The organism is Companilactobacillus mishanensis, from assembly GCF_003946505.1.
Taxonomy (GTDB): Bacteria; Bacillota; Bacilli; order Lactobacillales; family Lactobacillaceae; genus Companilactobacillus; species Companilactobacillus mishanensis.
On record NZ_RHON01000004.1, the window covers coordinates 52,721 to 66,851 of the forward strand.

Below are 14,131 nucleotides of genomic sequence, written 5' to 3' on the forward strand. Positions count from 1 at the left end.
AAATACAGGAAAATAGACTCGAAAAACATACCTATAATATTTTAAATATGATTTTTTTTAACATCAATTTAGTAAAAAAATGATAGCGTGATATAATCATATTGAATTGGGAGGTGATGGCATTGGATAGTTTTACTGATTTATTTCTGTCAAAATCAGAGGTAGAAAAGATTCAGTTATTCAATAAAATTAAATTAATTAGAACTAACCAGCTTGCAAGTGCCGATTTAATAGGTACTTATCGCAATCGCAATATCGAAGTCAAAGATATTAACTTGCGTAAAGCTGCATATCAAATGAACAAAAGTTACGGCAGCGTGTATAACACGTTTTTGGGAATACAAGATGATTTTAAAGAAATTTTGGGAAAAAATGACTATAAAATCGAAGAAATGTTCGCGATTTCGCGCGATGAGTACCACGCATTCTTAACTACTAGATCAGATGGTTATCGTTTTTTGGATGCAATTGTGAAAGGGTCTGAAGATTCATTCAGAAAATTTTATACTGACTTAAACAGTAGTAAGGCAACTGTTTTACGTCACTTAAAACCTGTACGTGGTTACTTGAAGCGTTTTGGGGTCAGAATCGCTTATGAACCAATGCGTTTTGTTGGTAATGAAGAAGCAATTAGAATAGCAATTGCGGCATTGTACTGGAATGCTACAAGAGGTTATGTATGGCCATTCGAGTTGTTCTCAAGAACGACAGCTTTCAAAGTTGTTGATGTAGCACTTGAGAAGTATCGTTTGGAACCAATCAATAACATCACGAAACTGTTTTACGCTTATATTGTTATGGCACATTCTTACCGTATTCTGGGCGGCAACCATATGCAAAACATTGAAGCACTCAGCGTTATCAATTATCCATTCCCTAATATTTTCGAAGGTGCTAGTTACCTGATGGAAGATAATAAGAATGATACTGATGATGTTAGAAATTTGAAGCACGCTATCAAGGAAGAGGTAAGTTACGAGGAGCAAATGTTCCAATCAGCTGACTTCTATATTCTATTGATGTGTGTTCCTACTACTTTTGAGGTTTCAGAAGAGTATCTTCAAACAGTTTCAAGACAATTAGTAAAATATAATCCATTGTTTGCTAACTTTATCGATGACTTCTTGGACTTGATTCCATATGACATCGAACAAACAGTTTCAGACTTTGCATTATCACATAAAGAATTCATGCGTTATAAGTATAATTTAACGACATGTATCATTGGTGTATTGGCACTTGATCAAAACTATATTGAAATTCTCAACTTGTTCTCCGGTTTCGGAGATGCAATGAGTACATTGACTGATGAGAATCTTCAAAGTAAAGTCGGATCAACTGTTCAACACTTGATGCGTCGTGATAAATATCGTTCATTGAAGGGTAAATCAAAACTTATTTCTGATGCCCTATACGCTATTGCATATCGTTTCTTCTCACTTTACAACCATAAGATCCAAGTTCGTGTATATCTCGAACTCGAATCATTCTTCTTGGTTTACTCAGATTTGGCAATCACTCTGGAAGCATTGCCTTATGTAAGTATCGTAAGTGATTCTAGGGATGCCGACATTATTGTTACGGCTAACAGTTCGGACCTTCCTAAGGATGAAACAAAAGACGACGTATGTGTATATCGTTGGATGTATAACGGTGTCGACGGACAAATGGGTGGATTGCTCAACTTGATCTACAAGATTTGGACCGACGAAAAAGTTGCTGGAAAAACTACTCTGTAGTTGCAAGTTAATACGAAATAGATTAGTATTACTGTATGCGATGAGTCGAGAGTCGTCGTTTTATGACGACACTTGAGGTAGGATATCAAGCAACACTCACCGGATATATTGTGAGCGATATCTTCAGCAAGTTGTGTGAACCTTCTTAGCTGATTGCTCTTATAGAGTACTACCTAAAAAACCATGGTGATTGTGCCATGGTTTTTTTCATTGGAAAAATTGCAACAGAGGGGTGAAAAAATGCGCAGACAAAAGATGTGGTTGTTGATCCTCAACATTACATTTAACATGGTCATGGGATTTATACTACCGGTCAACATGGTCTTCATTAACAAAAATCTCCATGAACCTTTAACTACCGCCGGATTTGCCTTAATGGTCTATTCGTTATTTATGATGATCGGTAATGCTCTTGGGGGAGTATTATTCGATAAAACATCGAGAAGGTGGACGTTACAATCTGGGTATTTTATCGCCGTCTTGACCTTGATAGGGATGTCATTCCATCATGTTTGGCCAAGTTATATCTTTATGTTAGTCATGCTAGGATTTGGAATGGGAATCTCCTACACAGCTATTAACGCTTATACAGCCTATATAGCAGAACAGTCAGTCGGAGACAGCCGAATATTTTTCAATAATATGTATTTGGCTGCTAACGTTGGTATCGCCATCGGTTCGACGGCAGTTTCTTTCATATTCAACGCCAGCATCTTCCTAACATTCTTCATTCCTGTGTTGATGTTCGTCTCGTGTATTATCATTGTTTTCTTCAAAGCAGACTTGTTCGATGAGACAAATGAGCAAGCTAACGAAATCCATGATCACTATAACGACGACCAACCAGCCGATCCTAAAATTGAAATTGGTGACCGCCGTTTCAGACTAAACTTAATTATTTTAAGTGGAGCCATTTTTATGATGTGGATGGGTTACACTCAGTGGGACAGTAATATGTCCGTTTATATGCTGAGCCGTGGCATGACAATGAAACAATTTGGATTAATATTTACTATCAATGCGACATCATTGCTGATCATTCAACCAATTATGAATCGTGTGATGTCAAAATTATTTAAACTATTAAAGAATCAAATTATGATCGGTATTACCATCATGGGACTATCATTCCTATTGTTACCAAATGCAAAAAGTTACCTTACCTTCGTAACGTCGATGTTGATATTAACAGTTGGTGAAGCAATGGTATTTCCAACGATACCAGCACTTTTGAACAAAATGTCGACTAATAAGAATCGTGGTTCGTTACAGAGCTTGTACAGCATCTTCGGTTCGCTCGGACGTGCCGTTGGACCATATGTAGGGAGCTTACTAGCTACTTGGTTAACATTCGGACATTTATTTTACGGAATTACCGTGATGATGATCATCATTGCGGTATCATTGCAAAGTGTCAAAGAATTGAATAAGTGAGGTAGCCTATGACAGCAACTATAATTATTGTTATCGTCTTACTGATAATTGTTCTTATCCTGAATGGCCTGTTTCTGTATCTCGAAAAAAGAGGCAACAACGCTCTAGGTGGGGATGCTCCTCATGTAGACCGTGATCCAGGATTGGATGAAGCCACTGCTAAATATTTAGAATTACCTAAGAGTCAGTGGACAATTACCTCGAATAGGAATAAATTAAATGGGTGGTTTGTGAAAGCAAAAAACCAATCAGATACGACTGTAATTTTGGTTCACGGCTTCGCTGTGGATCACGATTCACTAAATATCCATGCTCAAATGTTCCATAACTTGGGATATAACGTCTTGCAGATTGATAATCAAGCAGCAGGAGCCAGTGAAGGTAAATACATGGGCTTCGGTTATCTTGAGAGCATCGATTTGAAGGCTTGGACAGAGGAAATAGTTCGTCGAATGCCAGATGAAAAGATCGTCTTATTCGGCGCCTCAATGGGTGCTGCGACAGTAATGTTGACCTCTGGGATGACGTTGCCTAAGAATGTCAAAGCAGTTATTGAGGAATCTGGTTACACTAGTACTGAAGATATTTTGAGCTTTCACTTGAAAGATCGATACAAGATTTCTGGACGCTTATTGTTGAAGGGAATCTCAGTCGTATCAAAAATACGTGCTGGATACTATTTTGGACAGGCAGATTGCCGAAAGGCGCTTGCTAACAATCATCTGCCAATGCTGTTCATGCACGGTAAACAGGACTACGCAGTGCCTTATTTCATGAGGGATGAATTGATGGCAGTAGGAGACTTTCCGAAGGTCGGATACTCATCTGATAAAGGTGTTCATATCCGTAGTTACTACACCGATTCTGCACGTTATCAAGCGACTGTATCTGATTTTCTAAATAAGTACCTGTAGGGAGTTAATATGAAAATAACAACAACTGATTTTATGGCCTTGATCGCAGACGGTAAATTCAATCAAACAAGTTTAGACATTAGTAAAGATGACCTTTTGCAAGAAGACCCATGGTCGATCAATAAAGCAAAAGACCAAATTGAAGCTGATTTGAATCTTGGAAAATTATCACAAGTAATGATCCATGTGGTAGATGCTGAATTTGAAATCAATTTCTATTTAGAATCTGACATCATCAATCTACCATTCGATGATTACAAGAAAGTTATCCACTTCTTTGAAGATGGACAAGAGACTGATACTAAAGTGTATCTCTCAACAAGATGTGATTATTTGAATGCGTCCAAATTCCATATCGACCATATTTCAGATGACGAAGTAACGGAAGCTCAAGCTAAGAATGCAATGGCAATAATGCGCCAAAACTACGAGCAATCCGTAGAAAACTTTGCTAAAAAAGACGAGACTGAGGAAAAAGAGGCCAAATAGATGAGTTCTGCAATGCTGTTGTACATCATAATTGGACTAGCTGCAGGATGTCTTGGTGCCGTGCTCGGAATCGGTGGGGGAATGATCATCACTCCGATTTTGACGGTCATGATGGGATTAGATATCAAGTATGCTATCGGAGCAAGTATCATTTCGGTTATCGCCACCAGTTCAGGTTCGACGATCGCCTACTTGAAAGATGACATGCTCAATCTGCGTGTGGCAATGTTCTTGGAAATCGCCACGACTGTCGGAGCCATCATGGGAGCACTGCTCGTTGGGGCATTCTCCAGTACCTTTCTATACGTCTTATTCGGCTTCTTCCTGCTTTATTCAACATACAACATGATTCGTAAGTTGATGAGTAAAAAGGGTGAGGCAGTCTATACAGAGCAGAATTCGACCGTCCAGAAACTTAAGTTGGCCGATTCATATTATGACAAAGCAGAACAGAAACAAGTCGATTACTCTTTGAAAAATATTCCTGGAGGATTCATTATGATGTGGGCCGCTGGATTAGCCAGTGGACTGCTAGGAATCGGTAGTGGAGCCTTTAAAGTCATCGCTATGGACACAATTATGAAGATGCCACTCAAACCATCAAGTGCCACAAGTAACTTGATGATGGGAGTCACAGCCGCAGCTAGTGCGACCGTGTATTTCTTCAATGGATCGATCAAACCCGATATCGCCGGACCATTGGCAATTGGAGTTTTAGTTGGAGCCACGATCGGTGCCAGGTTGATGCAAGTCTTGAAGCCAAAAGTGATCAGAATGATCTTCGTACCAATTATTTTCTATATGGGATTGCAAATGGTCCTTAAAGGATTCGGGGTGATCGCATAATGGAAAAAAAGGAAATGCGAGAAGTCGAATTAGTAATCGGAAAGATATTGCGGATTGGAGTCATCGTTTCAGCAATCGTAATAGTTTTAGGAATATTGCTGTTTTTCATCAATGGTGGAAGTGGATATGCTGACGGCGAATGGCCACGCAGATTCGGAGTAATGTTCCAAGGAGTATTCCAATTGAAATCGTATGCTGTGATCATGTTAGGAATCTTCTTATTGATCCTGACGCCAGTGTTGAGAGTCGTCGTATCGATTTATGCGTTCGCCAAAGAACACGATAAATTGTACGTTTACATTACGACCGCCGTTTTGATTATTTTGGTGTTTGCTATGGTATTTGGATATAATGGATAAAACAAAATCCACGAGCCTGTTAGGTTTGTGGATTTTTTGATCTCATCGAAATTTTATTATTTGCTAGCTGTCATAGCATTATCTAAAGCGAGTGGTGCATACATGCGGATAAGGCTAAGTGAATCGTAATCAGTAATGTTTTTAACGTTTTTACCCATTACAGTTTGTTGAACGGAGTTATCGTTCCAGTTTATATCAGTATCAGTAAAGCCAAGTGCATGTCCAGTTTCGTGTTCATATAGTTCAAGACTGGCAGTCGAAGTTGTTAACTGTTTGTGATTTACTTGAATTACCGCAGATGTGAATACATCATTACCTTCATGCCAAGTTACTCCACCAGGTGTGTTTGTTTGATCATCAAAGTCATACATCATATAAGCATCTTTTGGTGTGTCTACTTGATAGAAATTGAAAACGCCAGGTGCTGCATCGTTCCAATCGGAAATTGCTTGTTTGATGATACCTTGTTGTTTAGCAGGAATTCGGGAATCAATCCAATATGGCACATCTTGAGATGGTGTGATTCCAGAGAATCTATTTACATAGTGCATTTGACCATTCTTGTCTGTTTGTGGAACTTGCACTAATGGTCGGCCCTTAAAATAGTCAGCTCTCTTATTAATAGCATCCTTATCTAATGTGTCATAGAATTTCGACTGTGGAAATAAGTTATCTGTTGATGCGTATACTGAATTGCTTAGAGCAGGTAAGGCAACTGGAACTGCCATAACTGCGACAGCGAGTGCAGTTAAAAATTTCTTGTATAGCTTCATAGTTCTATCCTCCATAATTTTAAATTTTACGAGGTAATTGATTTATCTCGTATTTAATTTACAACTTCATCTTACGTGGAATAAGGAGGAATCCAAGAATCAAAGCTGGTACATCAGCGTTATAACGATGAGAAATTAAAATTGTAATGCTTCAATTCAGAGAGTATTGTTGTGTAGCATGGCAATTGTATTTAATTTTACATATGGCTCAGTGCAAAGTTAGCATGATGGGAATGAGTGTTAAGTATGACAAAAGAAATCGAAACTAAAGAGTTGAAACAGAGCATTAAGGAGTTCTATGCCAATGCTTTTTCATTTAGCAGTCCCAATAATTCAGAGTATACGAGAATAGACACTCCATTTTATGATCGTCATAAAAACCAAGTAATCTTATATACAAAAAGAGTAGGGGACTCATATATTTTGACCGATGGGGGATACGTATTGGATGATATAGAATCTAATGATTTTTATTTAAAGGAAACAAAAAATCGTCAGTTATTGGAATCTCAACTAAATATATATTCCATTTCAGTAAACTTTGAGAACAATGAACTATATATAAAATCAAGAAACCTGGATGATTTAGGAATGAAGCTAAATCTGTTACTTCAAGCAGTACTGTTTGTAAACTGTATGCATTTGAACAGATAAAATAAAATCCACGAGCCTGATAGGTTCGTGGATTTTTTGATCTCATCGAAATATAAGTATTATGCTTGATCCTTTTCAATAGCACCTGTCTCTAGGTTAACTAATGTATGATCCATGGCGTTTCCACCGTCGTAAGTCTTGTTGTAGAAGACTGCATAGTTACCAGATAGTTGTTTTGATCCTTCAGCATGAGTCTCATCCGAAGAACCACTGTGTACAGTTGGGTTCTCTACGATTTGACCATCATATCCATTCTTAACAGTATCAAAGTTTCCATCGTTAGTTTTTGAATATGGAAGATCAAGTTTCTGTCTCATTTGATCAATCGTATATTTACTCTTATATGTTTTTCCATCTTTGCTTGTAATTGTGTACTTAAGATCGTCTGAACCTTTGTTTGATGAAGATTTTGTATCAGACGAAGTGTCGCTTGAAGGCGATTTTTGAGCTGATAGTAAGGCAGCTTTTGAGTCGTAATGCTTGTACCAATCTATGGTATAAGTGCCATCATCTTTAAGCACCTTAGTTTTGTCAAAGGAACTAGCAGAATTATCGCTCATTCCTTGAGCCTGTGCTTGATCACTCATTATGTAAGTACCAATATAACTGACACCATTTTTAACTTTTGTGGAAATTTTTACGTAGAAAGTAGGGCGACTGGAATCATAATGATTATCGATACCCTTCAACACGTAATCAGTATCAGAAACTTGCTTGTATTGAACAGAGTCAAGGACTGTTGCATCACCTACTCCAAAAGAAACAGATTTGTCTAAGAAATACATTGGTGCCAAAGTTTTCTCACCATAGGCGTTGGTCATTCGACCATAGTAACCCTTGTACTTAGCTGGAACACCATCAGTCCATTTGTTTGGATATGTAGCTTTTCCATTGTCGTTAGAAGAACTCTGCTGTGAAGTAGTGTTACTTTTTTCTGGTACAGAAGGAGTTGATGAGCTGGAACATCCAGCTAGAATCAATCCTAGTAAAAATAGTGGCAGTAGTAATAGTACGTGATTTATTTTTGTGTTCTTCATAATTTAAATTATTCCCCTTTAAAATGAAGCCATCGGATCTTCATTGTAACGTTCGCCATTTTCAATATTTATCAAAACGTAAGTATCATTCAGTGCACCATCGGTTGCGCGAGTACCAAAGTAGACATAAGTTCCCTGCAGTCTGAGTGAACCAGAAGCATACGATTCATCTTTTGATCCGTCGTGAACTAGTGGGTTAACTTGAATATTACCCTCTTACTTGTTGGCAATCATGTGTTCCCCGTCATTGTCGTATTCTCTGTAAGGTAAGTCATACTTCTTTCTCATTTGATCAATTGTGTAGATACTCTTATATTTCTTACCATCTTTATCAGTGAGAGTGTATTTTAATGGTTTTGTACCGCTGTTTGATGATGAAGATGATTTAGTTTTAACACCTTTTGCATAGTCATCTGCAGCAGCATCTAAAGCTTTCTTTGATTTGTATTTGCTGTACCAACCAACATTATTCTTTTTACTTAAGTTCGCAGACTTGGCTTTTGCTAGCGGATCTTTATCAGTACTATTTGAAAATAAGGAAGAAATCCCTGCTTGTGTTACACCATTTTTAACAGTAAATCTGATTTTGATGTAGCAAACTGGATGCTCTGCATCGTAATGATTATCGATACCTCTAATTACAAATTCATTAGGCGCAACTTGCATGTACTTGGGCGAATCCATAATCATTGTATCTCCAAGGCCAAAAGATACAGATTTATTCTGAATAGTTAATTTGTCCATAGCTTTGTCTTCGCCATATGCAGAGTGTCTACCGTAGTAACCTCTGTATTTGGCAGGCACACCATTTGTCCATGAGCTTGAATATGTTGCTGCACTATTAGTGTTAGAAGTGTGTTTTGCTCCAAAACCGAAGAAACCACCTGACTTCTTATTAGAAGTACTCTTCGTTTTGTTACCAGAATTGTCATTTTCGTTGGAGTTGCCAGAACCTGATTTTGTTGATGAGATTTGGTTTTTCTCAGGTACTGATGGAGTTGATGAATTTGAACAACCTACTAGAACAGATCCTAATAGTGTGAATGATAAAACTAATATAGAATGCTTTACTTTGGAAAGCTTCATAAATATAATCCCCTTTTTGTTGATTGACTATAGTTAAATCTTACTTCTGATATGTGTTGGAACAAGAATCAAAACTGGTACATTTTAGTTTTTGGCGTTATAACGATTGATTTTATAATTTTAAAAATCATGAATCAATCGTCAAGCATGGTTGAATCAAATACATACTTAGATACCATAGATTCAGCAATGTTGCATCAGCTATGATTTTTACAAGAATGAACGTGTGGACAAAGAATAGTCAGTCTAGCCTCGTTATCAGGATAGACTGACTTAAGTAAGAATTAATTTAATTTAAAATTCATGAGTATAAATGGTGATTACTCTAAGACATGAGGATAATATTTTGCGGTTTCAATTTCGTGTAATTCAGTGGAAGCTTTATCATCTTTGGGTAACCCATTTTGTTTGTAATACATGGCACTGTTTGGATCATCATCTATGTGATAATTAAATGTACTACGATCATACGTTTTATAGAAATCTCCTTGACCATAAATTGTGTGAGTCGATGGTTGATAGAATTGACCCGGAGCAACACGGTAAAGGCTATTGGGATTATATTCAAATGTCCCATTGTAGTCCGGACCGTAAAGTGGACTCCCGTTGTTATCAGATATTTTTCCTTCTTCACCAGTGGAATTGTCTTTATATTCGTAATGGGTTACATCTGATTCTTGTTTAGTTTGTAGAGCAGTATAAGCAGTTCCCGAATCGTGATCTTTTAATTCTCCTGACTGGGTTTTTTCGATTGCAATTTTTCTTGCACCATTGTTTGATTTATTGGGTGTAACACTGATGTTTCCTGAGTTGCTCTTACTTATCTTGCCATCAAAAAATTTGTGTTCAGGGTAAATATTGCCATTTGCTTGTTTTCTAAACTCATAAACTCCCTTTGTGCCGAAAGGATGAATAGCAAGTATTCGATCTGGGTTTTGTTTATCCTGTAAGAAAATATTGTCGTTTGATTTAGTTTTTTTCCTATTTGAATTTGTTTTGATTGAAGCATCTGCTTTATCGTTATGCTTATTAATGTTATTCTCAGTTGTTTTAATATTTGTATCTGAATAACTATTGTATGCCGAATAGATAATTCCGAAAATCACAGCTGACACAATTATTGCAATGGAAATTATCAGTTTAAAATGTTTTTTCATAAAAGGAAATTCCTCCATATTCTTATTTGTATGGTTAAAGCTTACTTCAGACAGCACGTGATTCAAGAAACAATGCTGGTACATTTTTAGTTTATCCGTTATAACGATAGATTTTATGTTTATTATTTTTACGCATGTGTATATAATAATCATATTAATACAAATAAACTTATATTTTATTATTTTATTGAGTAATAAATAAACATAGGGGATGTTAACACATGAAAAGATTTTCAAAGTTATTTCTATTATCACTTGTTGCTGGTGTAACTGTCTTTGTCTCAGCCGCTGGAACGATTAATGCAGCAAGTACGGATTCTCCAAAACAACAAACTCTTATTCAATGGAACATTAGTAGAATATCAGCTATTGATCCTGGTGGATATACTTATTATATTGAGAGTAGTAATACCAAATTAATTAATGACTTTAAGAGTGCGGCACAAATGGTAAATGATGAGCAGGGGTCAAAACCTAATAATAAATATAAGCTGATGGTAGTAAGCAACAAGGCTGATGCCAAGTTCGTTGTTAAGGATAATCAAATTATTGATTCAAATGAGTTGTATGATGAAATTGATTATCTTAATGGTGATGGTTGGATCGATGGCGGCGAAATTCTGGTTACAAATAAAGCTGTTCAGCAAGATGATGCTCAAATTATCAAGGACCTATATCATGAAATAAATCATTCAATGGGACTGGGTGATAATAAGTAATCGCACATTGTCCCATTAAATGTTTAAACAGAAAGAAATCTCAATTTAAAGTTATTACAAGCAAACATTTGGTTATATCTATATTTACCTTTTGTAAATTTAGAATTACAGACCATGTGTTTGTTTTTTATTGGGCTGATTTAAATGGTTTAAAAAAAATATTCTGTTAAAATAATTCCCCCAAAATAAGGACTTTCAAAATGATCAACAAATTGAAAAATCACAAATTTATATTATTATTGCTTTCTATAATTAATATTATATCGTTATTTTACTTAAAATTAATTATAATTAATAGCGCAAACGGGATATATTACTATCCGTTCTTTAAAACGATGAGTTTTATGGAATATATAAGTCTATCCGGGGTCAATTTATTTGAGTTTGTTTTGTTAGTTTCAGTGCCGATTTCATATATTTTCTTGATACTCAGTCGATTTTCTAAAGACGACTATCTCATTTTTTTAGTTCTCGGTGTTTTAGAAATTTTGGCCGTGCTGTTTCTTATATTAAACATGATCACATTCCAGTTGGTTCATCGGGATGTAACAGCGTTGATTGGACCTAGCATATACATTGCCTTACTTCACGGAATCGGTGGAGTGCTGTATGGCTGGAGTGAAAATCGTAAAAGTACTACCGAAGTTGAAACTAACCAAGCAAAATTTGAGGGAATGGAAGATATGAAACCAATTGGGGATATTCTTAGAGAAAAACGTGAGGCTGGTAATTTAACTCAGCAAGAATTGGCTGATAAAATTCCGGTTTCCAGACAGACTGTTCATAGATGGGAAGCGGGTAAATCGCATCCTGATATGGAATACATGATCAAAGTTGCTGAAATTCTGGATTTCCCAGTTGTTGAATTTTGGGGAAATGATAGTGAACAGGTCAACAACGAAATTGGAAATGTTGTTAAGAAGAGAAATCGATATCGTCAGTCTTTGTATTTCCTATTAACGTTAATACTGGTCAGTTTCACGGTTACTGCTGTGGCGTTTTTAGGTAAAAATGTAAATTCTCCATATATTGACATGGTCAATCCATTCTTAAAAGAAAGAACCGGTTATGCTTTGGTAACACAAGCTGGACAGCACAAGGCTATCGTTGTCGATAGCGAGGATGGGGACGGAAACATTGTTACATTGAACGGATACAGTAATAAACAGGAATTTGTCCGCGTGGTTCATAAAGGATCGTATGTAAAAACTGAAGTCAGAAAAGTACCTCGAAACAAAATTCCATCGAGGATAATATACAATCTGTTCTATGCAAGTCACTTCTCTAACCTGAATGAAGGGTTGAGGCAAATGCAAATATCGTATTCTAAACGAGATATATAAAAATGACGTTCATCATTTGATGGACGTCTTTTTTTACACCGTTATAACGGTGAACATGCAAATGTACCAGCTTTGTCTATTGAGACTGTAGTGATTTGGCCATATTATCGAATCATAGATAACAAGCTAAAGAAGGGAATTGATCATGTCACAGAGGGAGAAAGTTCTAAATGAATATAAAAGATACGCAGATCTTTGTACAGATATACAAAACAACTTGGCTGAAGAAAGTAGCAAGATTGAAACTATTAGAAAGTTAAATTTTCAAATAGCAGCGAAGAATCACGATGCCGGGTTTTTAAATGCCAAGTTGATAAAAGTAAGAAATAAATTGGTTAAACATAGAATTCAACTAGCAATCATTTCTTATTTAATTCTATTTCTGGTGATGTTTGCATGGATAGTGCTAATAGATAATGGCAATACTGCGACGTTCAGTATTCTACTAACAATCTTAGTTCCATTTATAGTATCGGTGCTCGAATTACTTATTTTTGATAAAGAAGTAACTGTTCCATACATTAAGATAAGTGAAGATGAGAAGACTGATGAGTACAGAGAGCTGGAAATGGAAACAATTATAGGAAGAAAAGATTTGAACAAACTGATTTCGAGATATCAAGCATTTGAATCAAATGCCTTGATATCAGGATTCATAACACCATCTGATCAGATAATCGGACCAACCATTGAGACGATGGGGGAGTTCAAATATCCGTTCATTTCAGCGGAGTTGAGAAGTATTCACGACTATCTCAAAAAGAGACAAGCTGAAAATATTTATGAAGCATCAATGCTGTATTCACAGCGAATAAATTTTAAAAGCTCCTCGGAGCCGGATCCACAAATATTAGTGAACGTCGCAAAAGCGGCAAATTATGCAAGATAAAGGGAGAACTCATAATGAAAAAATTTAGTTTAAAGAAAGTCATTTTATCAGCTGCAGTAGCAATGGCAGTGTTAGGAACGGGAATTACAGCATCAAGTACATTTGAAAATACAGCAAAGGCTGATACCGCCGAATCCACAGTTACATTTGATGATGGCGTTGGTACACCTGGAAGAACTGTTATGTACAATGTTGCCACTGGAGCAGCTACAAAAGAAGCTACTCCAACATTTAGTAGACTGAAGGATGCAACTCATATAAATGTATATATTGATCCAGGCCTGACTGATGCTGAAGTTAAAGCTGTACTTGCGGCAACTCAAAGTTGGTCATATGCAGCACAAAAATTGAATTTCTATATAACAACTGATCCTTCTCAAGCACAGATCAAATATTTAACTGGTAACTCTAAAGAGGGTACTGCAGGTATGACAACGACACATATTCATAATGGTTACATTTCCTATAGTGATGTTCATCTAAACTTGCAACACCCTGATACTTATGACAATACAATGGTCAGAGCATTAATCCATGAGACCGGACACGCATTGGGATTAGATGACAATTATGATATGGAAACAAGCAGTGTAATGTATGGTGTAATTACACAAAAATCAATTGATTCAGGCATTACACCAAAGATGTATGACATCAATAATATTGATAGTTTGTACGGATTTTAATTAGAC

Annotated in this window: 15 protein-coding genes; 11 read left to right on the forward strand and 4 right to left on the reverse strand. The window is 36.4% G+C overall.

All coding sequences use genetic code 11. The features are described from left to right. Positions 1-116: 116 nt before the first annotated feature. From EKM63_RS05625 to EKM63_RS05650, 6 genes are all read left to right on the forward strand, one after another. Positions 117-1,739, forward strand: a complete 1,623-nt coding sequence (locus tag EKM63_RS05625; RefSeq protein ID WP_225418263.1) for a helix-turn-helix domain-containing protein — start codon at positions 117-119, stop codon at positions 1,737-1,739. 240 nt (positions 1,740-1,979) lie between these two features. Further along, positions 1,980-3,173, forward strand: a complete 1,194-nt coding sequence (locus tag EKM63_RS05630) for an MFS transporter (protein ID WP_125704593.1) — start codon at positions 1,980-1,982, stop codon at positions 3,171-3,173. A gap of 8 nt (positions 3,174-3,181) precedes the next feature. After that, complete coding sequence (locus EKM63_RS05635; protein WP_125704595.1) at positions 3,182-4,087, forward strand: alpha/beta hydrolase; 906 nt, start codon at positions 3,182-3,184, stop codon at positions 4,085-4,087. Between the two features lie 9 nt (positions 4,088-4,096). Continuing rightward, the gene (locus tag EKM63_RS05640) at positions 4,097-4,576 is read left to right on the forward strand and encodes a hypothetical protein (protein ID WP_125704597.1); all 480 of its coding nucleotides are present in this window, start codon (positions 4,097-4,099) and stop codon (positions 4,574-4,576) included. Beyond that, positions 4,577-5,422 (forward strand): sulfite exporter TauE/SafE family protein, encoded by an 846-nt coding sequence (locus tag EKM63_RS05645; RefSeq protein ID WP_125704599.1) that lies wholly within the window; start codon positions 4,577-4,579, stop codon positions 5,420-5,422. Next, complete coding sequence (locus EKM63_RS05650) at positions 5,422-5,781, forward strand: DUF1634 domain-containing protein (protein WP_125704601.1); 360 nt, start codon at positions 5,422-5,424, stop codon at positions 5,779-5,781. Before EKM63_RS05645 ends, EKM63_RS05650 begins: the two co-directional genes overlap by 1 nt. 56 nt (positions 5,782-5,837) lie before the next feature. On the opposite strand, the gene EKM63_RS05655 is transcribed toward EKM63_RS05650, so the two are convergent. Then, the gene (locus tag EKM63_RS05655) at positions 5,838-6,554 is read right to left on the reverse strand and encodes a zinc metalloprotease (protein ID WP_125704603.1); all 717 of its coding nucleotides are present in this window, start codon (positions 6,552-6,554) and stop codon (positions 5,838-5,840) included. A 246-nt stretch (positions 6,555-6,800) separates the two neighbouring features. Between EKM63_RS05655 and EKM63_RS05660 the strand changes: the two genes are divergently transcribed. Continuing rightward, the gene (locus EKM63_RS05660) at positions 6,801-7,208 is read left to right on the forward strand and encodes a DUF1828 domain-containing protein (RefSeq protein WP_125704605.1); all 408 of its coding nucleotides are present in this window, start codon (positions 6,801-6,803) and stop codon (positions 7,206-7,208) included. A gap of 59 nt (positions 7,209-7,267) precedes the next feature. On the opposite strand, the gene EKM63_RS05665 is transcribed toward EKM63_RS05660, so the two are convergent. The 3 genes from EKM63_RS05665 to EKM63_RS05675 all read right to left on the reverse strand — a co-directional run bounded on the left by EKM63_RS05665 (position 7,268) and on the right by EKM63_RS05675 (position 10,488). After that, positions 7,268-8,245: a hypothetical protein gene (locus EKM63_RS05665; RefSeq protein ID WP_125704607.1), complete on the reverse strand. Its 978-nt coding sequence runs from the start codon at positions 8,243-8,245 to the stop codon at positions 7,268-7,270. A gap of 216 nt (positions 8,246-8,461) precedes the next feature. Further along, positions 8,462-9,331: a hypothetical protein gene (locus EKM63_RS05670; protein ID WP_125704609.1), complete on the reverse strand. Its 870-nt coding sequence runs from the start codon at positions 9,329-9,331 to the stop codon at positions 8,462-8,464. 320 nt (positions 9,332-9,651) lie between these two features. Beyond that, the gene (locus EKM63_RS05675; RefSeq protein WP_125704611.1) at positions 9,652-10,488 is read right to left on the reverse strand and encodes a hypothetical protein; all 837 of its coding nucleotides are present in this window, start codon (positions 10,486-10,488) and stop codon (positions 9,652-9,654) included. Between the two features lie 221 nt (positions 10,489-10,709). Between EKM63_RS05675 and EKM63_RS05680 the strand changes: the two genes are divergently transcribed. The 4 genes from EKM63_RS05680 (at position 10,710) to EKM63_RS05695 (ending at position 14,125) form a co-directional block, all read left to right on the forward strand. Beyond that, a complete protein-coding gene (locus EKM63_RS05680; RefSeq protein ID WP_125704613.1) occupies positions 10,710-11,207 on the forward strand; it encodes a hypothetical protein in 498 nt (165 codons plus the stop codon). A gap of 344 nt (positions 11,208-11,551) precedes the next feature. After that, on the forward strand, positions 11,552-12,550 hold the full coding sequence (locus tag EKM63_RS05685; protein WP_164504912.1) for a helix-turn-helix transcriptional regulator: 999 nt from the start codon (positions 11,552-11,554) through the stop codon (positions 12,548-12,550). Between the two features lie 145 nt (positions 12,551-12,695). After that, positions 12,696-13,439 (forward strand): hypothetical protein, encoded by a 744-nt coding sequence (locus tag EKM63_RS05690; RefSeq protein ID WP_125704617.1) that lies wholly within the window; start codon positions 12,696-12,698, stop codon positions 13,437-13,439. Between the two features lie 14 nt (positions 13,440-13,453). Further along, complete coding sequence (locus EKM63_RS05695) at positions 13,454-14,125, forward strand: snapalysin family zinc-dependent metalloprotease (protein WP_125704619.1); 672 nt, start codon at positions 13,454-13,456, stop codon at positions 14,123-14,125. Positions 14,126-14,131 lie beyond the last annotated feature (6 nt).